This is a genomic window from Thermoanaerobaculum aquaticum (genome assembly GCF_000687145.1).
GTDB lineage: Bacteria > Acidobacteriota > Thermoanaerobaculia > Thermoanaerobaculales > Thermoanaerobaculaceae > Thermoanaerobaculum > Thermoanaerobaculum aquaticum.
The window spans coordinates 24,941-43,784 of the sequence record NZ_JMFG01000009.1; the positions used below are offsets into that span (position 1 = coordinate 24,941).

Here is an 18,844-nt window from a genome sequence, read left to right on the forward strand (position 1 = left end):
GCCATGGTCATTGCCGGAGTGCTCATTACCACCAAGCCTGGGCAAGCACCTTTGGTGGCCGCAGCTTTGGCCGCCTCGCCAAACCTGAAGCTGGTAGGTGGGGATGGTCACGAAAAAATTGCCGCGGTAGTAAGCGGAGAAACTGGAGAAGCCCTGGAAACTTGGGCTGAAGAGCTTTTAGCCGAAGACGAGCGCATCCTGGGGGTCTACCCCACCTTTGTAGGCGACGATCGGGCATGAGGCGCAGCCGTCGGGGTCTTATTGCCTTCGTCTTCGCTCGCCCACCGCTTCGCCCCCCCGGCGCCAGGCCCGAGGAAGAGTTTGCGGCGCTTTGCATCCGCTGTAACCGCTGCGTGGCGGCCTGCCCCTACAAGACCCTCAAGCCAGCCGGCTGGATTTACGGAGAGCGGGCTGGCACGCCGTTGGTAGTGGCGCGGGAGGTCCCCTGCTACCTGTGCATGGCCTGCCCGCCGGTTTGTCCCACCGGCGCCTTAGAGCCCATAACCGACAAACGCGCCGTGCGCATGGGCGTGGCCGTGGTAGACCCGCAAACCTGCTTTGCCCACCAGGGTATCCTCTGCCGCACCTGCGTTGACGAATGCCCCCTGGAAGGCGAGGCCATTTACCAAAACGGCGAGCTCAAGCCGGTGGTGACCGACAAATGCGTGGGGTGCGGGGTTTGCGAAAAGGTCTGTCCAGCTCCCGAGGTGGCCATCGTGGTGCGGCCGCGAGGTGAGGGAGAGGGGGCATGAAAAGGCCCTACCGGTGGACCCCTCTGCGGCGCACCGTTCAAGCTCTCGTAGCCCTCTTTTACTTTGCCTTGCCCTGGCTGAACCGCTGGGGCTTTCGGGGCTTGATGGGCAACCTGGCTTCCCTCAAGGTAGGGCCGGTGGATTTGGCCGAGCCCGCCAGTGCCCTTTCGGTGGTCCTGGCTGCCGGGAAGGTCACCGGACAAATCCTGCTGGCGGCGCTTCCGGTGTTGGCCCTGGCGCTGGTGATGGGCCCGGTGTTTTGCTCCTGGGTGTGCCCCTGGGGCTTCCTGTCGGAAGGGTTGGACAACCTGAAGATCCGCACGCTCCACCTGCACCGAACCTGGACCGCCGAGGGTTACCGCAAGCTGCGGCCGCTGCGGGTGGTAGGGCTATTTGTCTTTCTGCTGGCTTCCTTCCTTTTGGCCAGCCCCCTCGTTGCGTTGCTGGCACCCCCCCGCTTGCTCACCGCGCTACCGCAGGAGCTTTTTTACCTGGGCGTACGGCCGTGGGTGACCGGCAGCCTGCTGGTGCTCTGGCTGGTCGCCGAGCTTTTGTTGCCCCGGCGCTGGGTTTGCCGGGCCCTCTGCCCGGTGGGGACGCTGTGGAACTTCCTGCGCACACCCTGGACACTAGCAGTGCGGTTTGACCCTTCCCTGTGCGTGGACCCCAAGGTCGCTCCCTGTCACCTCCACTGCCCCTGGGGCATCGATCCCCGCTCCATGGGCCGTTTTGACGGCTGCACCAACTGTTTGCGCTGCGTGGAGGGCTGCCCCTCCCACGCCCTGGAGGTCGGCTTTCGCCCCTCTGCCGGTCGCCCGCCGGGCAAGTCTGGAGAGTGACTATCTCTCTTGCGCGTCAGGCCGGACCTGGCGGAGGAGGCGCCAGGCCCAAAAGGCCAGGCCAGCCAACAGCAGCAGCAAGGCACCGGCATTCACCATCCGGTACCGCTCGCTGAAAGGCCGGAAAGGCAGGGGAGCCTCAGGAGCAAAGGCCGGGTTGGGCAATACCGGCCCCAGGGGCGCTTCGTGGGAGTCCACCGTTGGCATTCGGGACAGGCTGGCGGCAAGGTCGTAGCTGGGCGCTTGCAGGTCGGGGGCGCCCAGGTACAGGGCATAAGAGCCCGGGGTCTTGGCTTCAAAGAGCAGCTGCTGGAGGCGGTATTCCCCCCACGCCGCCTGCAGGGTCAAAGGTGGGTTGTCCCCGTTTTCCACCATTAGCCGCAGGTAGCGCTTGGAGGTGGTCACGGGCAACTGGAGCCCCTCGGCTCCTCCCGCCCGGTACAAAACCCCGCCCCCCACCGGCACCCAGAGGGAGCCTCCCTCGGAGCCCTGCACCGTGACCCGGCGCTCAAAGCGGGCGTCGGCCACCTCCAGGGTGAGCTGGTGGAGCGGTACGCCGCTTGCCCCGGCGTCCAGGTAAAAAGCGGTGAGCCGGGAAGAGGGGTTTTCCTCCCTTCGCACCAAAACCAGCGGGATGCGCCCCAAAGGCTCGGAGCTTTCCGGGGGGCGGAAATGGAGTGCGCCGCCGGTTACCGGAACCGGCGGTTTGCCGGCTTCGCCTTTCAGGGTTACCCGCAGGTAGCGGGCTGCAGAACGGGGGTATGCGACCTCCACCCGCTGGGAAACCACACCATCGCTGGTCACCCGGAACACCACGCCTTCCGAAAGCTTTCCCCACTGGCGGCGGTCCTCGCTGACCTCCACCACCCAGTGGCGGAGAAACTCGTTACCCTCCAGCTGCAGGGTCAACTGGTTGTGGGGGGCGGGGCTTTCGCCCACATCAAAGGTGGCCTGGCTGCTTCCATCGGGGAAGACCACGGGGTCCAAAAGCTCCACCGGCAGGTCAGTGGCAGCCTGGGGTGCCGGAATGTTCCGCAGGACCCAGGGCACCTCTTGCCCACCGGCCCCCAGGATGCGCAGGTCTGCAAAGTCCCCCGGGGAACGGCTGGCCCGGTATAGCTCCGGAGGCACCGGAACGGTGGCGAGACCCGGTGCCGCCACCACGGCGGTGGCCTTAAAGGCGAACTGCCTGACCTCCACCGCGCCCCCGGGGTCGGCCGGCCACGCTAAAAGCACCCAAAGCCCGGCCCCGGTACGCAAAAAGCCAAAGAGGCGTGGGCCAAACCGAGCGTACAAAAAGCCCGCTCCCAGAAGCAGCACCCCCACCGCCACCAGCACAAGAACCTGGGAAAGGCGGGGCAGCCGCCAGATGTCCCAGAAAACCAGCTTGCCCAGGGTCAAGCTCAGCACGGTCAGGCCCAACCAGCGGTGGAGCAGCTCCCGCAGGGCAAAGCCTAAACCCAGGAGCACCGCCCCATACCCACCCATGGCCAGGGTGGCGGTCACCGCCAACTTGGTGCGTTGGGCAGCCAGGCTTTTCTGGGCCTGCGCCCAGAAAACCCCGAACTCGTCGCGAGTCACGTCTTTGGCCGGCAAGCGGGGCAGCTGGGTCACCAAACGCTGGCTTTCGCGGATGACCAGCCCCAAAAGCAACCCGTGGGCAATCACCAAACAGATCCCGGCGCTCAAGCGCCAGGGACCGCTCGCTTCCTCTCGTCCCAGGCTGCGGGCAGCCACCAGCAGCGCCACAGCCACCCCGGCCAGGGCCAAAGCTTTCGGGTTCAAAAGCGGCGTGGGCTGCAGCGCTCCTTCGCGGCCGGCTGTGGCCAGAAAACGAGCCAGCTCCCGGCGGGGGGCCTGAGCGTCCACGAACACCACTCGGCCCAAGCTTAAAAGGAACAGCACCCCCGCCCCCAAAAGCCAGCGTCGGTCGCGGGCGCGGGCTGCCAGCACCGCCACCGCTGCCGCCAGCAGGGCCCACAGCAGCGTCACCGTGACCCCGCTAAAGGCCAGCACCACCGCCAAGGCGGCCAGGGCCACCCCTTCCCCCAAAAGCGCGCTGGCAGCGCCCCGGGCCTCGGGATGACGGCGCAGGGTGAAAACGCCAACTGCAAACACCGCCAGGGCAGCAGCGGCGCTCACCAGGGCCCGGGTTGTTCCCGCTTCCGCCGGGGTAGCCCGCAGCAGCACCGCCACAAAGGCCGCCGGGGCAGCTACGGCCGCAACAACAACCCCCCGTGCCGCTTCCTCTCCCCGGCGCAGCAGCTCCCGGCCGGCAGCGGCCAGGTAAACGCCGGCCCAGAGGGCAGCCAAAGCCAGAAACACCGGCTCCGGCGGCTTGGTCTTGGGCGCTCCCAAAAACCACCCGAAAGCGGCCACTAGACCTGCGGGCCAAGCCAACCACGTTTTTTCTGCCCACTCCCCCAAAAGCACCAGAGCAAGACAGGTGAGCACCGCGGCCCCCGCCAGCAATTCTGGGTGGTGCGGCAAGCTCACCAGGACCATGACCGCCAGCGCAAGCCCCCCCGCCACAGCCAGGATCTTCCACGCCACCCCGACGGTGGCGCTCCCAGCGGTGCGGCGTGCCGCAAGGACGAGGTTTACGGCGTAAACCGAAAGCCAGGCACCGGCCAGCACCAGCATGATGAGGGGCTCCTTGCGGGCGCCGCTGGTGCGAACCGCGAGGATCAGGAAAGAAACGGCCAAAGGGAGCCCTAAGAGAGGCAAGTTTTCGCCGCCGCGCAGCACGCTCACCGCCACACCCGCCGCCACCACCATGGCCGCCGCTAGCGCCGGTGGCCGGTCCGCCAAAAGCGCCCCCCATCCCCAGTGGAGGTAAACCACGCCGGCCAACAGCAGGGCCTGCGGCGCCAAAGACGTCCACTCCCGCCGGCGAGCGGCGCCCGCCACCATCACCCACTGGGCACAAAAGGCCGCCACCGCCAAAAGCGGCACTGCGCGGGCGGAAAGCGTCCAGTACGCCCCGGCGGAACCGGGGACAGGCATTCCGGTTACCGCATCCAGGGCTGGTGGGGAAACGTCAAAAAACCGGGCAAACCACGCCACACCCAGAACCACGCTCCCGAAGACCGCAAGCCAAACGGCCCAGCGAAAGCGCAAGGGCACCGCCACAAAGAACGCCGCGGTGGTGACCAGCAGAAGGTACGCCGCCAGCCCCAGGGGCCGGTCCTCACCGGTGGAGAGCAAAACCGGGTTGGCCAAGGCCGCCAAAAGCGCCATCACCAGGGTGACCTGGGAGCGGTACCGGTAGGCCAAAAGCCCACCCAAGCCGGCCACCACCGTCAGCGCCACGAACGCCACCAGCACCGGGACCAACCGGTAAAAGCCGTACGCTGCAAAAGAGGACACGTAAAGCAGGGAAAGCCCAACCCCCAAGAGGCCCTGGAGGTAGCCACGATGGACGCGGTCAGAGAGCTTTTCCGCAAAAATCAGAACGGCCGCGCCCAGCCCTGCCCCCAGGGCCACCCGGCCCCAGGGGCCAATCCAGTTGTTGTCCACCGCGTACTTGAAGAAGTACATGGCCCCCAAGATTAAAACCGCCGCCCCTAAGCGGGTAAACCAGGTCACGCCGATGCGCTCCTCCAAGCTGGGCTTAGGTCCCGGCGTTTCCGGTGGCGCCGGTAGTGGCGACGATGGGGTGACCGGGGTTGCCGGGGTGACCGTGGGCGCCGATGGGGTGGTCGGGGAAACCGCCGGCGCGGGAGCTGGGGGCTGGGAGGGAGCCGGCGCTTCTTCCGGCTTGGGGGTTGGTTTTGGCTTTTCCGCCGGAAGCCCCATTTGCTGCAACCGGGCCAGCTGCTCGCTGAGCTGTTGCACGTGCTGGATGGCTTGGCGGGCCCGGCCAGCAGCCTGCAAGGCCACAATGAGCGCCGTTACCGGTATACCGAGGATCAACACTGCAAAGAAAAGGAAAACAAGCCCTTCCCACCCCATGGTTTTTTCTCCTTCCTTATCCGCAGGTGCATTCTACCAAGATGGTCGGGATTTGCTCCGCGGACTCCTACGCCCCGTTTGATCCCACAGGTTAGTTTGGCCGTTGACACGAGAGAGCTATGTGTCTATATTTCGCGCGGGGACAAAACGTGCAAGTGGCCTTTTTTTGCTGTTTCATTCCCTCACTGCTTCGCCGCTAGCGCTTTTAACCGGGCTCCCGAGTGTTTGCCCAAAGGGGGTCTAGACCCGGGGAAATCGCTGGAGCGGTTCACGGGGAACTCGCGAAGAGCATGGGTGGAGCCGACGCGGATTGCAGGGTCAGGAGGTGCTGGGGGGCTTATGAGCCAGGAAACCAAAACGATGAACGTATTCGAACGGTATTTGACCCTTTGGGTGGCCCTGTGCATGGTGGTGGGGGTTGCCCTGGGCAAGTTGTTCCCGGGCTTGACGTCTTCGCTGCGGGGGTTGGAATTCGGCGAGGGATCGCAAATTAACGTGCCCATTGCTGTGCTGATTTGGCTCATGATTTACCCGATGATGTTGAAGATTGATTTCGGCTCCATAGCTCGGGTAAGCCGCAAGCCCAGGGGCCTTTTGATCACAATGGTGGTGAATTGGTTGGTGAAGCCTTTTTCCATGGCGGTCATTGGCTGGCTGTTCTTCAAAAAGGTGTTTTTACCACTTATTGGCCCCGAATTGGCGAGCCAGTACATCGCCGGGGTCATTATCCTGGCGGCCGCGCCGTGCACTGCCATGGTTTTTGTGTGGTCCTACCTTTCCGATGGAGATCCTGCATACACGCTGGTCCAGGTGTCGGTCAACGACCTCATCATGCTGGTTGCCTTTGCGCCCATTGTGAAGCTGTTGGTATCGGGAGCTACAGACCTGCAGGTTCCCTTTAAGGTGTTGCTCTATTCGGTTTTGGTTTTTGTGGTGATTCCCCTGGCTGCCGGCTCGCTTACCCGCTGGTGGTTCATTCGCAGCAAAGGGCCGGAATGGTTTGCCGAAAAGTTTGTGGCGTTTTTCCATCCCATCACGGTTTTAGCGCTGTTGGCTACCTTGGTGCTGATTTTTGCGTTTCAGGCCGAGAACATCACGACCCGCTGGTTTCACGTGCTGCTTATTGCGGTGCCCTTGATCATCCAGGTGTACTTCAACTCGTCTCTGACCTACGGTCTTATGAAGCTCTTTCGGGTGCAGTACCCGGTAGCAGCTCCGGGGGCGCTGATTGGCGCGTCCAATTTCTTTGAGCTAGCGGTGGCTACCGCCATTGCCCTCTACGGGCCTGGCTCGGGTGCGGCGTTGGCCACGGTGGTGGGGGTGCTGGTGGAGGTACCGGTGATGCTCTCGGTGTGCCGGTTCTGTCTGGCAACCAGGCATTGGTTTCCCATCGCCCCGGTGGTTGCCCTGGAAAGAACGCCCCAGCTTCGCTAGCTGCAAACTGGGAAGATCGCCAGCGACAACGGCGCTGAAACCCCCGTTTGCGGGGGGCATCTGCTTTTGCCGGTGTATAACCCCTCAGCGGAGATGGCGGCTTTGGCGACGCTGGATGTTGTGGTTTTCAACGGGGGCCGTTGAGGCCTTCAACGGCGCCCCGGTCAGCCCATAACGTCTGGTAAGACCCTCAGCTTTTGAACGTTGGATCGGGCTTTGGGGCTTCCCCCTTTTTCCCCCTTGTGTTACCGTTGAATTATGCAACAGAGCCTTTGGTTGTTGCTTTGTACTACAGGCGTGCTTTATGGCACAACCTCTGCAGCGGACGGGTCGGGGGAACGGGTATGGGCGGGTTAGGGGCGGTGGGCGGGAGCGACCCAAGGAGGAGCAACAGGTGAGGCTGGCGGCAAAGCTTACAGCCATTGTGGCGGTGGGGTTAATCGTGGTCTTTGGAACCATGACGGCCTTAAACCTGTGGCTGCAGGAACGTGCCACTTTGAAGATCTTGCAGCTCAATGGCATGCAGTTGGGCGACATGGTGGTGGCGGCAACGCGGGACGGGATGCTCCATAACGATCGCGAACGGATTCAAGCAACGGTGGAGGCACTCGCCCACCGCGGGGAAATGGGCGTCATCCGCATCATGCGGAAAGACGGCACGATCATGTACTCCAGCCTCCCCGGGGAAATTGGGCAGCGGCTGAGCCTCAACGACGAGCAGTGCGTGGTTTGCCATACCGGCTCGGTCCCGCCGCGGGAACTGCCGCCGGAGCAGCGAACCCGCATGCTCCATGGAAGCGGTGGAAGGGCTCTTGGGGTAATCCAAACCATCCTCAACGAAAAGGAGTGCGCCCAGGCCGCTTGTCACGTCCACCAGGAAACCGAAACGCTCTTGGGAATTCTGGATGTGAACGTGTGGCTGACGCCCCATGAGGAAATCCGCACCAAAAGCGCGGCGGGGATGACGCTGGTGAGCATCCTCGGCATCGTTTTGGGCATTGGGGCTACGGCCTTGGCGGTGCGCCGGCTGGTGCACCTCCGGGTGCGCAAGCTCATTGACCACACGCAAAAGATTGCCTCTGGGGATCTTTCCGCTCGGGTTCCGGAGGTGGGAAACGACGAGCTAACGGATTTGGCAAGGCATTTTAACCGCATGGCCCGGGATTTGGAGGCCGCCCGGGAAGAGCTTTTGGAATGGGGCAGAACGCTAGAAATGCGGGTGGAGGAAAAAGCCCGGGAGCTGGAAAAGGCCAAGGATCACATCTTGCAGGTGGAAAAAATGGCCTCGCTGGGCAAGCTGGCAGCGGTGGTGGCTCACGAAATCAACAACCCTCTTTCCAGCGTGGTGACCTACGCCAAGGTTCTCATCCGCAGGCTGCAAACCCATCAGCTCAGCGAAGAGTGCAAGGAAAACTTGCGCTATTTGGATGCCATTGTTTCTGAGGCAAGTCGCTGTGGGCGCATTGTCAACCAGCTCCTTTCCTTTGCCCGCAAAAAGGATGGCGATTTTAGCCCCACAAACCTCAACGAAGTGGCGGAAAAGGCAGTTTTTCTGGTTCAGCACAAGCTCGACTTGAGCAACGTGAAGGCCGTCATGGAGCTGGCGCCGGACCTTCCATCGGTGATCGCCGATGCCGGGCAGATCCAGCAAGCCCTTATGGCTTTGCTTATCAACGCCGCCGAGGCCATGGCCAGCACGGGCGGGCAAGTGAAGGTCATAACCGCCCGAGCTGACGGAGGGGTTCTCGTTACCGTGGAAGATACCGGACCCGGGATGACCCCCGAGGTGGCCGCCCGCGCTTTCGAGCCGTTTTTTACCACCAAGTCCCAAGGTGGTGTGGGCCTTGGGCTTTCGGTGGTGTACGGGATTGTGGAACGGCACGGCGGGCGCATTGATTTGCAAACCGCCCCGGGCCAGGGGTGCCGGGTCACCATGTTCTTCCCGCTGGTGCCGGCCTCCCACGAGGGAAAGGAGGGGTCATGAACACGAGAAATGCGCGTTTGCTCATCGTGGATGACGAGCTCCACATGCGGGAGTCGTTGGCCCGCTGGTTTCTAGAAGACGGCTACGAGGTGGAAACCGCCGGCGACGCCAAAGCAGCTCTCGCGTTGCTGGGGCGGCAAACCTTTGATGCCATCATCACCGACATTCGCATGCCGGGGATGGATGGCTTGGAGCTTTTGAAGCAAATTAAGGAGGTAAACCCCCACGCCACCATCATCCTCATCACCGCTTACGCTTCGGTGGCTTCCGCGGTGGAAGCGCTTAAGGCCGGCGCTTACGACTACTTGGTGAAGCCCTTCGACCCGGAGGAGCTTTCGCGGGTGGTGGAGCGGGCCTGCGAGCGGGCCCGCTTACAGCAGGAAAACATTGCCTTGAAAGAGCGCCTGGCCGCCGCCGGCCGGGAGCTGGTGGTGGGCGAAAGCGAAGCCATGAAGCGGGTCATGAGCCTCGTGGAAACGGTGGCGCCCACAGAAACCACGGTCATGATTCGCGGCGAATCCGGTACCGGCAAGGAGCTTATTGCCCGCCTCATCCACGCCAACAGCCCCCGGGCCTTTGGCCCCCTGGTGGCGGTGAACTGCGGGGCGCTTCCCGAGGGGGTTTTGGAGTCGGAGCTCTTTGGCCACGAAAGGGGCGCCTTTACCGGCGCTGTGGCCCGGCGAAAGGGCAAGCTGGAGCTGGCAGACGGCGGCACGCTTTTCCTGGACGAAGTGGGGGAAATTTCTCCCAAAGTCCAAGTGGAGCTCCTTCGGGTTCTGGAGGAAAAACAGCTGGTGCGGGTGGGCGGCACCCAGCCAGTGCGGGTGGATTTTCGCGTGGTGTGCGCCACCAACCGCGATCTCGAGCAAGCGGTGCGGGAAGGCACGTTCCGGGAGGACCTCTACTACCGGCTTGCGGTTTTCCGAATTGACCTGCCGCCGCTGCGCGAGCGCAAGGAAGATATCTTGCCCATTGCCAACCACTACCTTAAGAAGTTTGCCGACGCCATGGGCCGTAAGGTCACCGGCTTCTCGCCCAAGGCGCAGGAGCTGTTGCTTTCCTATCCCTGGCCGGGAAATATTCGCGAGCTCATCAACGCTGTGGAGCGGGCGTTGGTGGTTTGCCGGGAAGGCCCTGTGCTCCCCGAGCATTTGCCGATTACCCCGAGTAAGCCGGTTTCTCTCCCCAAAGACGATGACCTTTCCCTGGAGGCGGTGGAGCGTCGCCATATCGAGTACGTGCTGGAGCGCTGCTCCTACAACATCACCCAGGCGGCCAAGCTTTTAGGCATTGACCGGGTGACCCTTTACAACCGCATGCGGCGGTACGGCATCAACTGGCATCAGCGGGAGCGGTAGCGGTGGCCAGGTCTTGGGCCTTAGAGCTGGTGCTCGTGGGTGCGGTGCCGCTAAGCGTTGTGCGAACCCTCCGTGAGGACTTACATCGGCTGCTGCATCATTCGGTTTCTATCGTGCCCCGCAGGCTCGACCCTAGCCCGGCCTTTAACCCCGCTCGCCGCCAGTACGATGCCCTGGCCTTGCTGGATTTGCTCCAGCCCCCTCCCGCGGAAGAGCCGCTTTTGTATTTGGGCATCACCGATGTGGACATCTTTCTTCCGGTCTTTACGTACCTTTTTGGCTTGGCTTCGGCTTCCGGAGGTGCCGGGATCGTTTCCATGTACCGCTTGCTTCCCGAAAACAACGGCAGCCGTCCGGATCCCCAGCTTCTACGGTTGCGCCTGGCCAAAGAAGCACTCCACGAGCTGGGGCACCTGTTTGGTTTGACGCATTGTCCCGTGCCTTGGTGCGTTATGGCTTCGTCCCGCAACGCTGAAGAGGTGGACCTCAAGGACGCCTGGTTTTGTCCCACCTGTGCAAAGCAGCTGGGGGTAATACCGGTTCCCCGAGATCTGGTGATGGAGCTGCTTTCGTGAGCGCTTCGTGAGGATGTGGGCGGAAAGGAGGGAGGTTATGAGCGAAAGAACACACAATCGCTTGGTGAAACTGTTAGAGGCCGCGCTTTTGCTCTTGCTTGGGCTAAGCCCTGGCTGGAGCCTGGCGCAAGGCCAGACCCAGCAGCCCAACCACGCACCCCCCGAGGAGTTGCTGTTTCGCTCCCCTGTTGGGACCGTCAGCTTTCCGCATGCCCTGCATGTGAGTGACCTGGGAGCGGCCTGCACGGACTGCCACCACCCTGCGGCTGCTCCGGCGCTCAACACTCCCCACCCGCAGTGGCTTCCCAAGGCAGGCCATCAGTGCCTGGCGTGCCACGGAAAAAAGGAAACCTTGGGCAAAAGTTACGGGTGCGGTGGCTGTCACAGCCAAACGCTGCCTGCCGGCCACACGGTGATCCCCAGCCGCAAGGTGGCGATCCACCTGGCCTGTGGCCTCTGCCACGAGATGGGCCAAGGGAAGGATGCCAGCAAGGCCTGTGTGAGCTGCCACGCCGGGGAAAAGGCGCCCTGGTGACCAAGGGAGGGAGCATGAACCGAAGAACGTTTCTGACGCTTGCTGCTTCTGCTGCGGCCGCAGCGGCCAGCAGGACTGCCGGAGCGGTGACCTTTCAACGGGAAGAAAGGGAAGAGCAAGAATTCGTCGGGGTTTTGATGGACACCACGCGCTGCATTGGCTGCCGGCAGTGCGAGGTTGCGTGCGCCGAGGTCAACGATTTGCCGGTCCCCAAGCCAGCGGAAGACAACGGCCTGGCTGAGCGCCGCGACACAACACCCGATCGGTTTACGGTGGTCAACGCTTACGAAACTGAAAAGGGCAAGGTGTTCGTTAAGAAGCAATGCCTCCACTGTTGGCAGCCCGCCTGTGCGGCGGCCTGTCCCACCAACGCCATGGAAAAAACCCCGCAGGGGCCGGTCATTTGGCACCCCGATCGCTGCTTGGGTTGCCGCTACTGCATGTTGGCTTGCCCGTTTGAAATCCCAAGGTTTGAGTACTTCAGCGCCAACCCGCGAATTCGCAAGTGCACCATGTGCTTTTCGCGATTGGAGGAAGGCAAAATTCCCGCCTGCGTGGCCGCTTGTCCCATGGATGCGCTGCAGTTCGGCAAGAAGCGCGAGCTCATGGAGATTGCCCGCAGCCGCATTTATCAAAACCCCGACAGCTATGTGCACCACATTTACGGGGAGTTTGAAGCGGGCGGAACGGGCTGGCTTTACCTTTCCAGCGTTCCCTTTGAGCAACTGGGCTTTCGCACCGATTTAGGCACCATGACCTTCCCGGACTACACCCGCGAGTTCCTTTACGCCGTCCCGTTGGTCCTTTTGGGCCTTCCCACGTTGCTTTACGGCCTTTCGGAAATGACCAAAAAGAAGGGAGGGGAGTGACATGCTGGGGGCGCAAACGTGGTCGGCACCATCGCGGTGGCAGTTCATAAAGCAAGAGCTTAAGCCCAAAGGTCCGTTGTGGACCCCGTTTAACATGCTGGCCGCCTTTGTGATTGTTGGTGGCCTCATCATCACCGCCATCCGCTTTGCCAAAGGTTTGGGGGCGGTCACCAACCTCAACCAAACCTACCCTTGGGGCTTGTGGATTGGGTTTGACGTCATCACCGGCGTTGCTTTTGCTGGCGGCGCTTACCTGGTGACGCTTTCGGTTTACGTGCTCCACGCCGAAAAATTCCATCCCATTGTCCGGCCCACGGTGCTCAACGGCTTTCTAAGCTACGTCTTTTATGCCGGTGCTTTGGTCTTGGACTTGGGGCGTCCCTGGCATATCGCCAACCCCATCATTGGCAACAAGTTTGGCTACAACTCGGTGCTGTTCTTGGTTTCTTGGCACTTTTTGCTTTACATGTTGGCCGAGCTTTTGGAGTTTTCCCCGGTGGTGGCGGAATGGCTCAACGCCGAAAAAGCCAAGCGATGGCTTTCCCGGCTGACCCTGGGCGCGGTTATCTTTGGGGTAACCTTGTCCACGTTACATCAGTCGGGTTTAGGTGCTTTGTACCTTTTTGCCAAGCCCAAATTACATCCTCTTTGGTACTCGGAGTTCCTTCCGGTGTTGTTTTTGGCTTCCAGTGTGTTTGCCGGCATTGCCATGATCATCTTTGAGGGCACCATCAGCCACCGGGTCTTTCGCGACAGGATTGACCCCCAACACCACGCTTCTTTTGAGGACATTGTTTTTTCCCTCTCCAAAGGGGCTGCGGTGAGCATGTACGTGTACTTGTTCATGAAGTTCTTGATCTTCGTTCACGGTCAACATTGGAACTACGTGGCCACAAAATGGGGGGCGTGGTTTTTGGTGGAGGTGGTGGTATTTACCCTGATCCCCTGCGCCCTGTTTACCCACGGGTACCGGCAGCAGCGTTTGGACCTGGTGCGCATTGCCGCGGGGATGACGCTGGTGGGCATTCTTCTCAACCGCCTTAACGTGTCGGTCATTGCCTTTAACTGGAACAGCCCCGCCACCTACTACCCCACGGTTTGGGAGGTGTGGGTTTCGCTCATGGTGGTGTTTATGGAAATCCTGGTGTTCCGTTGGGTGGTGAACCGTATGCCGGTGTTGTCATCGGCGACCCACTGAGGAGGAAAGGGCCATGGAGTACTACCACTACGTCAATATCTTTGAAACCAAGGGGCTGGAGTACATCCTGGTTATTTGCTTTCTCATTACCTTGGTTTTGTTCGTGAGCAAGCTGCAAAGGCCTGGAAACAGCAACGGAAAAAAGCAGTTCCCCTGAGCTGCCAACGCCGGCTAGGTGGCTCCTGGGAGGCAACCCCTTGGGGTTGCTTCTTTTTTCAATGGCAGAGGCCCGCGGGTAGTGTTGAAGGTTTGGTCTGCTGTTGAGGTTTACAGCAGTGAGCCGCAAAGCCAACTGTTTTAAGCATGTTTTCGGCGAGTTAGCCGGCCGTTAGGTGTGGAACCTGTTGAGCCTTTTTACATGCGCTTTTAGTGTGCGTTATGAAGCGTATACCTATCTCATTATTAATCAGTCAGTTACGCACTTTTTAACTGCTTGGCACGAACGATGCAAGTGCGAAAGGCGGAGGCGAAGATGAAGCAGCAAACGGCGGCAGGAGCAGCAAAAAAGGCCGTAAGCGAAAAGGCCCGTTGCTGCACAAACCCTCTCCGCCTCCAGGGAGGAAGCCATGACCGTCATCATCGTTGCCATTTCGATCCTCTTGTTTGTCTCCATTGAGGCCATCGGTGTGCTGCTGCGCCGTCGTCGGGTGGAAACGGCAACCGAGAAAATCCGGGCTTTTGCACCGGTGCATGCACCCAAGGGTGTGTTCTTGAGTCCAGGGCACAGCTGGGCGTTCCTTACGCAAACCGGAGAGCTACGGCTGGGAGTGGACGAGCTGCTGGCCCAAGCGTTGGGCGGGGCCGACCGGGTCGAGCTGCCCAAGCCGGGAACGACCCTGCGGAAAGGGGAGCCCATGGCCAAAATCCACCGCCTGTCCCGCACCCTTACTGTACCTTCCCCGGTGGACGGCACGGTGGTCGCGGTCAATGAGACCGTGGCCCGCGGTCCTGTCCCGCTGGATGCCGACCCGTACGGGGCTTTTTGGTTCGTAACCGCTGTGCCCATGGAGCACACCGAGGCCCTGGCGTCCCTGAAGGTTGGGGACCGCGCAGTGCAGTGGCTGAAAGGAGAAATGCAGAGGTTCAGCGAGTTCCTGGCGGCCCGCTTGACACCGAAGGCTTTAGGTGTGGCGTTGGCCGACGGTGCCCGGCCGGTGGTGGGTGCAGCCCTGGCCCTGGACGAAGCGGCCTTCAGCCAGTTCCAGCGGGAGTTTGCGGGCGTCAACCCGTCGTAAGTCGCGTTGGCCTTCAGCGGGAAAGCACCCTTCCTGGTGGGCTAGTTTTTTAAAGACGCTACGACCCGCTGCCCTGCAAGACCTGCTTGTCGGCTGAATTAACCAAAACGAGCCAGTGACAGCCCCCAGCTCGAGGCCCCTCGGGGTTTAGCTGGACCGGAAAGGGGGGCCGCAGGCGCGGCTGTAGAATAGGTTCGGTGAACGTCGAGAACCGGGGCGTACCAACGTTGTTAACGCGCATCCTCCTGCGAAAAAGGGGCGCTTTTTTGCTTGCCGTCGTTTACCTGGTGTTAGCGGGCGCGTACATATGGGTTTCCGGGCATGCGGTCAAGGCGATTTCGGGGCAGGATGCGGCCCTTCTCCACCGCCTGGAAATCCTCAAGGGTTGGGTTTTTGTCTTGCTTACGGCGGTGGCCCTGTACGCCATCTTGCGGATGGTGGTCCGTGCAACCGGAAAAGAGAGGCAGGTTTCTGAGGAACTCCTCCGTGTCCATGAGCGCTTGAAGCTGCTGGTGGAGGCAAACCCGCACTTTTTCTTCTACACCCAAGACCGGGAGGGTAACGTCACCTACGTGTCCCCAAGTGTGGAGGCCATTACCGGTCGGCCGGTTTCCGAGTGGCTCAAGCACACTCATTGGTGGACCACCGATAACCCCATCAACGAGGAGGCTCGGCGGAAAACCCGCAAGCATCTGGCGGGAGAGTTCGATGGCAAGCCGATCCTGGTGGAGATCCTGCACCCCTCGGGTCGGCGGGTCTTGCTGGAGGCGTTTGAAGCCCCTCTCCACGGGCCGAGAGGTTTTGAAGGGATCCAGGGTGTTGCTCACGACGTGACCACCCGCCGGCGGGGGGAGCTCCTCCAGCAGTTTTTTGTGCGCGTGACCCAGGCCGTGGGAGAAGCGGAAAGCGTGGAAGCGCTGCTGGCTCAGGTCCACCGCGAGCTCCGGGTTCTGCTGCCGGCAGAAAACTTTTACGTGGCGCTTTGGGATGGCATCGGGCCGGTGGTTCGGTTTCCTTATTTCGCAGATCAAAAGGATGCGCCGCCCGCACCTGGACCTCCCGGGCGGGGGCTTACCGAATACGTGATCCGCACTGGAAAGCCGTTGCTTTTGGGGCCGGAAGAGGACTCCCAGCTGGTGGCCGCCGGTGAGGTGGAGCTCATTGGCAGCCCGGCAGTTTCGTGGATGGGGGCGCCGTTGCAGGTGGCCGGAAAGACCCTGGGTTGCATGGTGGTGCAGTCCTACGACCCGAACGTGCGGTACTTTCCGGAGGACCTGGAGGTGCTTTCCTTGGCCGCCAGGGAGGTGGCGCAGGTGCTTCATCGCTTCGAGCTTCAGCAACAGCTGGCAGAAACCGCGGCCAAGTTCCAAACGCTGGTGGATCTTTCCCCCGATGCCATCCTCATTCACCAGGATGGTGTCATTAAGTTTGCCAACCGGGCGGCCGCTCGGCTGTGGGGTGCCAAGGACCCTGCTGACCTTGTGGGGCGTCCCGCGTTGGATCTGGTGGCGCCCAGCTTTCGGGAAACCGTCAAGGAAAGAGTGCGGAGGAGCCTTGAGAGCGGCCAAATGGCCCCGCCGTTGGTGGAGGAGTTTCTGCGGGTTGACGGCACCACTTTTCGGGGTGAGGCATCGGCCACCCCCATCACATTCCAAGGTCGGCCGGCCATCGAAGTGGTAATTCGCGATGTTTCCGAACGGGAAAAAACCGAGGCTCTCTTGCGGGAAGCTCAAAAGATGGAGGCCATCGGCGCCCTGGCCGGGGGCATTGCCCACGATTTTAATAACCTGCTCCAAGCGTTTTCCGCACTGCTTTTTTCGCTGAAAGGCAAGCTAGCTGGCGCTTCCGTGGGTCAAGAGCTGCAGACCCTAGAAGGCCTGGTGCAGCGGGGTGCTTCCCTGGCCCGCCAACTCCTGTTGTTTGCCCGCAGGGAAATTTCCCGGCGCGAAGCACTCGACCTCAACGAGCTCGTAAAACAAATGGAGGAGCTGCTCCGCCGCCTCTTGCCCGCCAACATTTCCCTGGAACTCAAACTTGCTGCGGATCCGGTGGTGGTGGAAGCCGACCCCAACCAGTTGAACCAGGTGCTCCTGAACTTGGTGGTGAACGCCAAAGACGCCATGCCGGAGGGCGGCAAGCTGGAGCTTCGCGTCGAGCAGCGGGGGGATGAGGCTCTTTTGGCTGTCAGCGACAACGGCTGCGGCATTCCCGAAGACGTTCTTCCCCGGATTTTTGAGCCGTTTTTCTCCACCAAAGGCCCCGAAAAGGGCACCGGTTTGGGCTTGGCGGTGGTACACGGCATCGTCACCCAGCACGGGGGCCGCGTGGAGGTGACAAGCACCGTGGGCAGGGGAAGCACGTTTACGGTGGTTCTACCTACCGCTTCAGCGCCGTTAGCTCCCCAAACAAAGGTCATTTCCGGTTCGGTTCCGCCGGTGGGGAGCGGTCAGCGGGTGCTGGTGGTGGAAGATGAAGAGGCCGCCCGCCAAACCCTGGCAGATGTACTACAGGCTTTGGGCTACCAGGTGGTGGCAGTGGGAAGCGCGGAAGAAGCGGGGAAGCTACCCGCAGATCCAGCTTTTGATGTGCTGCTTACGGATTTCCTGCTCCCCGGCGCCAGCGGCGCGCAACTGGCGGCGGGCCTGGTGGAGCGCTGGCCAAACCTGAAGGTAATCGTTATGTCCGGCTATGCCGAAGATCAAGCGTTCAAAGAGCAGGTGAGCCGGGGACAGGTTCATTTCTTGCAAAAGCCCTTTACCATGGAAAAGCTGGCTCGCGTTTTGGCCGCGGCTTTGGCGGACCAAAAGAGCTAGCCTTTCCGCGTGCGGAGGTGCCCATGGAACTAAGCCCAAGCCTTCGTGAGCGCCTGTTGACCTTTCAGCAGTTGGAGCTCACCGAGCACGAAATTTACGCCCGTTTGGCCCAAGGTCTTCCCGAAGGGGAGAACCGCCGCATTTTGGAGCGCATTGCCGCCGATGAGCTGCGCCACGCCCGCGATTGGCAAGCTTTAACCGGCCAGGAGGTAAAACCCAAACGGCTGTGGGTGGTCCTGTACACCTGGGTTGCCCGCATCTTTGGCCTTACCTTTGGCTTAAAGCTCATGGAGCGAGGCGAGGAACGGGCGCAAGGGGGTTACAAAGAGCTCTTGGGGGTGATCCCCAACGTGGAAGCTTGGCTGCAGGACGAAGAAGACCACGAACACCAGCTCTTGGGCATGCTGGAAGAGGAACGGCTGCACTACGCCGGCTCGGTGGTCCTGGGGCTCAACGACGCTTTGGTGGAACTGACCGGTGCCCTGGCCGGTCTCACTCTCGCCCTGCAGAACACCAAGCTCATTGCCCTTTCTGGCCTTATCACCGGCATTGCCGCTTCCCTTTCCATGGCGGCCTCTGAGTACCTGTCCACCCGTTCGGAGGGCACCGAGAAACACCCGCTTCGGGCCGCCGTGTACACCGGCATCGCTTATATCGTGACGGTGCTTTTGCTGGTTCTGCCGTACTTGCTTTTTGCCAACTACTACCTGGATTTGGCCTTGACCCTTTCGGTGGCGGTGCTCATCATTGCGGTTTTCAACTTTTACATTTCGGTGGCCAAGGACGAGCCCTTTGGCCGCCGCTTTGCGGAAATGGCGCTGCTTTCCTTTTCGGTGGCGGCCATATCTTTCGGCATCGGCTTTGTGGCCCGAAAGCTCCTGGGCGTGGAGGTTTAACCAGCCGCGAGCGTGTTCTTTCCTGGCCTGTTCTTCTAACGCAGGCGTACCGGGCTAAGCACTTCCTCTTTTTTTGAATGTGGGACCCGCGCTCCTGCGCGGGTCTTTTTTCGCCGGCGCGGGAGCGCCGGCCCCACATCCCACGCGGGGGGCCGCTCGCACTCCGCCCACAGCTCCGCTCGCTTGGCCCCCCGCAACCCCCACCGCTCGCACCGGCAAAGCCGGATACTCGCTTTTCTTGCCCACCCCCGCCGCCGCGGAGCGGCGGCCCAATATCTCACGCGGGGGGCCGCTCGCGCTCCGCCCACAGCTCCGCTCGCTTGGCCCCCCGCAACCCCCACCGCTCGCACCAGCAAAGCCGGATGCTCGCTTTTCTTGCCCACCCCCGCCGCCGCAGGAGCG

The 18,844-nt window shown here is 61.7% G+C and carries 15 protein-coding genes; 14 read left to right on the forward strand and 1 reads right to left on the reverse strand.

The features are described from left to right. Positions 1–3: 3 nt before the first annotated feature. The 3 genes from EG19_RS04330 to EG19_RS04340 are packed head-to-tail and all read left to right on the forward strand — an operon-like array spanning position 4 to position 1,591. Positions 4–240 carry a hypothetical protein gene (locus EG19_RS04330; protein ID WP_038047972.1) on the forward strand — a complete coding sequence of 79 codons (237 nt, stop codon included), beginning with the start codon at positions 4–6 and terminating at the stop codon, positions 238–240. Then, a complete protein-coding gene (locus EG19_RS04335; RefSeq protein WP_053334876.1) occupies positions 237–752 on the forward strand; it encodes a 4Fe-4S dicluster domain-containing protein in 516 nt (171 codons plus the stop codon). The genes EG19_RS04330 and EG19_RS04335 overlap by 4 nt, the downstream gene beginning before the upstream one ends. Further along, on the forward strand, positions 749–1,591 hold the full coding sequence (locus EG19_RS04340) for a 4Fe-4S binding protein (protein ID WP_038047973.1): 843 nt from the start codon (positions 749–751) through the stop codon (positions 1,589–1,591). Before EG19_RS04335 ends, EG19_RS04340 begins: the two co-directional genes overlap by 4 nt. On the opposite strand, the gene EG19_RS04345 is transcribed toward EG19_RS04340, so the two are convergent. Next, positions 1,592–5,545 (reverse strand): DUF2339 domain-containing protein, encoded by a 3,954-nt coding sequence (locus tag EG19_RS04345; protein ID WP_038047974.1) that lies wholly within the window; start codon positions 5,543–5,545, stop codon positions 1,592–1,594. Between the two features lie 339 nt (positions 5,546–5,884). On the opposite strand from EG19_RS04345, the gene arsB reads away from it, so the two are divergent. The 11 genes from arsB to EG19_RS04395 all read left to right on the forward strand — a co-directional run bounded on the left by arsB (position 5,885) and on the right by EG19_RS04395 (position 18,442). Then, a complete protein-coding gene (gene arsB / locus EG19_RS04350; RefSeq protein WP_038047976.1) occupies positions 5,885–6,979 on the forward strand; it encodes an ACR3 family arsenite efflux transporter in 1,095 nt (364 codons plus the stop codon). A 394-nt stretch (positions 6,980–7,373) separates the two neighbouring features. Further along, positions 7,374–8,963 carry a sensor histidine kinase gene (locus EG19_RS04355; RefSeq protein ID WP_038047978.1) on the forward strand — a complete coding sequence of 530 codons (1,590 nt, stop codon included), beginning with the start codon at positions 7,374–7,376 and terminating at the stop codon, positions 8,961–8,963. Beyond that, on the forward strand, positions 8,960–10,321 hold the full coding sequence (locus EG19_RS04360; RefSeq protein ID WP_038047980.1) for a sigma-54-dependent transcriptional regulator: 1,362 nt from the start codon (positions 8,960–8,962) through the stop codon (positions 10,319–10,321). Before EG19_RS04355 ends, EG19_RS04360 begins: the two co-directional genes overlap by 4 nt. A gap of 2 nt (positions 10,322–10,323) precedes the next feature. Next, complete coding sequence (locus EG19_RS12380) at positions 10,324–10,896, forward strand: archaemetzincin family Zn-dependent metalloprotease (RefSeq protein ID WP_053334877.1); 573 nt, start codon at positions 10,324–10,326, stop codon at positions 10,894–10,896. A 64-nt stretch (positions 10,897–10,960) separates the two neighbouring features. Continuing rightward, positions 10,961–11,431, forward strand: coding sequence for a cytochrome c3 family protein (locus EG19_RS04370; RefSeq protein WP_161685370.1), 471 nt, complete (start codon positions 10,961–10,963; stop codon positions 11,429–11,431). A 14-nt stretch (positions 11,432–11,445) separates the two neighbouring features. Next, positions 11,446–12,300: a 4Fe-4S dicluster domain-containing protein gene (locus EG19_RS04375; RefSeq protein ID WP_053334878.1), complete on the forward strand. Its 855-nt coding sequence runs from the start codon at positions 11,446–11,448 to the stop codon at positions 12,298–12,300. Position 12,301: 1 nt separating this feature from the next. Continuing rightward, the gene (gene nrfD, locus EG19_RS04380; RefSeq protein ID WP_053334879.1) at positions 12,302–13,498 is read left to right on the forward strand and encodes an NrfD/PsrC family molybdoenzyme membrane anchor subunit; all 1,197 of its coding nucleotides are present in this window, start codon (positions 12,302–12,304) and stop codon (positions 13,496–13,498) included. A gap of 13 nt (positions 13,499–13,511) precedes the next feature. Continuing rightward, entirely contained in the window at positions 13,512–13,655 is a 144-nt protein-coding gene (locus EG19_RS13605) for a hypothetical protein (protein WP_161685373.1), read from the forward strand. A gap of 409 nt (positions 13,656–14,064) precedes the next feature. Next, positions 14,065–14,733, forward strand: a complete 669-nt coding sequence (locus EG19_RS04385) for a glycine cleavage system protein H (protein WP_038047982.1) — start codon at positions 14,065–14,067, stop codon at positions 14,731–14,733. A 197-nt stretch (positions 14,734–14,930) separates the two neighbouring features. Next, positions 14,931–17,546 (forward strand): ATP-binding protein, encoded by a 2,616-nt coding sequence (locus EG19_RS12385; RefSeq protein ID WP_053334880.1) that lies wholly within the window; start codon positions 14,931–14,933, stop codon positions 17,544–17,546. A gap of 23 nt (positions 17,547–17,569) precedes the next feature. Beyond that, a complete protein-coding gene (locus tag EG19_RS04395) occupies positions 17,570–18,442 on the forward strand; it encodes a VIT1/CCC1 transporter family protein (protein ID WP_038047983.1) in 873 nt (290 codons plus the stop codon). Positions 18,443–18,844: the final 402 nt, after the last annotated feature.

Coding starts and splice junctions, on each gene's coding strand:
- EG19_RS04330 (WP_038047972.1), top strand. CDS start 4: ATGGTCATTGCCGGAGTGCTCATTACCACCAAGCCTGGGCAAGCACCT.
- EG19_RS04335 (WP_053334876.1), top strand. CDS start 237: ATGAGGCGCAGCCGTCGGGGTCTTATTGCCTTCGTCTTCGCTCGCCCA.
- EG19_RS04340 (WP_038047973.1), top strand. CDS start 749: ATGAAAAGGCCCTACCGGTGGACCCCTCTGCGGCGCACCGTTCAAGCT.
- EG19_RS04345 (WP_038047974.1), bottom strand. CDS start 5,545: ATGGGGTGGGAAGGGCTTGTTTTCCTTTTCTTTGCAGTGTTGATCCTC.
- arsB (WP_038047976.1), top strand. CDS start 5,885: ATGAGCCAGGAAACCAAAACGATGAACGTATTCGAACGGTATTTGACC.
- EG19_RS04360 (WP_038047980.1), top strand. CDS start 8,960: ATGAACACGAGAAATGCGCGTTTGCTCATCGTGGATGACGAGCTCCAC.
- EG19_RS04375 (WP_053334878.1), top strand. CDS start 11,446: ATGAACCGAAGAACGTTTCTGACGCTTGCTGCTTCTGCTGCGGCCGCA.
- nrfD (WP_053334879.1), top strand. CDS start 12,302: ATGCTGGGGGCGCAAACGTGGTCGGCACCATCGCGGTGGCAGTTCATA.
- EG19_RS13605 (WP_161685373.1), top strand. CDS start 13,512: ATGGAGTACTACCACTACGTCAATATCTTTGAAACCAAGGGGCTGGAG.
- EG19_RS04385 (WP_038047982.1), top strand. CDS start 14,065: ATGACCGTCATCATCGTTGCCATTTCGATCCTCTTGTTTGTCTCCATT.
- EG19_RS04395 (WP_038047983.1), top strand. CDS start 17,570: ATGGAACTAAGCCCAAGCCTTCGTGAGCGCCTGTTGACCTTTCAGCAG.